Consider the following 235-nt stretch of genomic DNA (forward strand, 5'->3'; position numbering starts at 1 on the left):
TTGAACCTGGATGAGCTGTACGAGCGCGGCGATGCCCGCACCCACCTGCTGCATGCCCTGAGCGGCCTGCGACTGGCGCTGTTGCCGGGTGTGGAAGTGATGCTCGAACCCGCCGAACAACCGCAACTGCCCCCCGGCCTCGACGGAGCCCCTCTGTGATTGGTGAACTGGATATCAGCGGGGTGTTCCTGCCCACGCTGCTGGTGATGATGTTTGGCACCTACCTGTTGTTCCT

1 pseudogene is annotated in these 235 nt (G+C 63.0%); it reads left to right on the top strand.

The window, feature by feature from the left end:
- Window positions 1-155: 155 nt before the first annotated feature.
- Window positions 156-235: pseudogene (locus SB756_RS35455) on the top strand (DUF1656 domain-containing protein); the annotation flags it as partial.

It is taken from the genome of Pseudomonas sp. SIMBA_068, from assembly GCF_046534705.1.
Lineage (GTDB): Bacteria > Pseudomonadota > Gammaproteobacteria > Pseudomonadales > Pseudomonadaceae > Aquipseudomonas > Aquipseudomonas putida.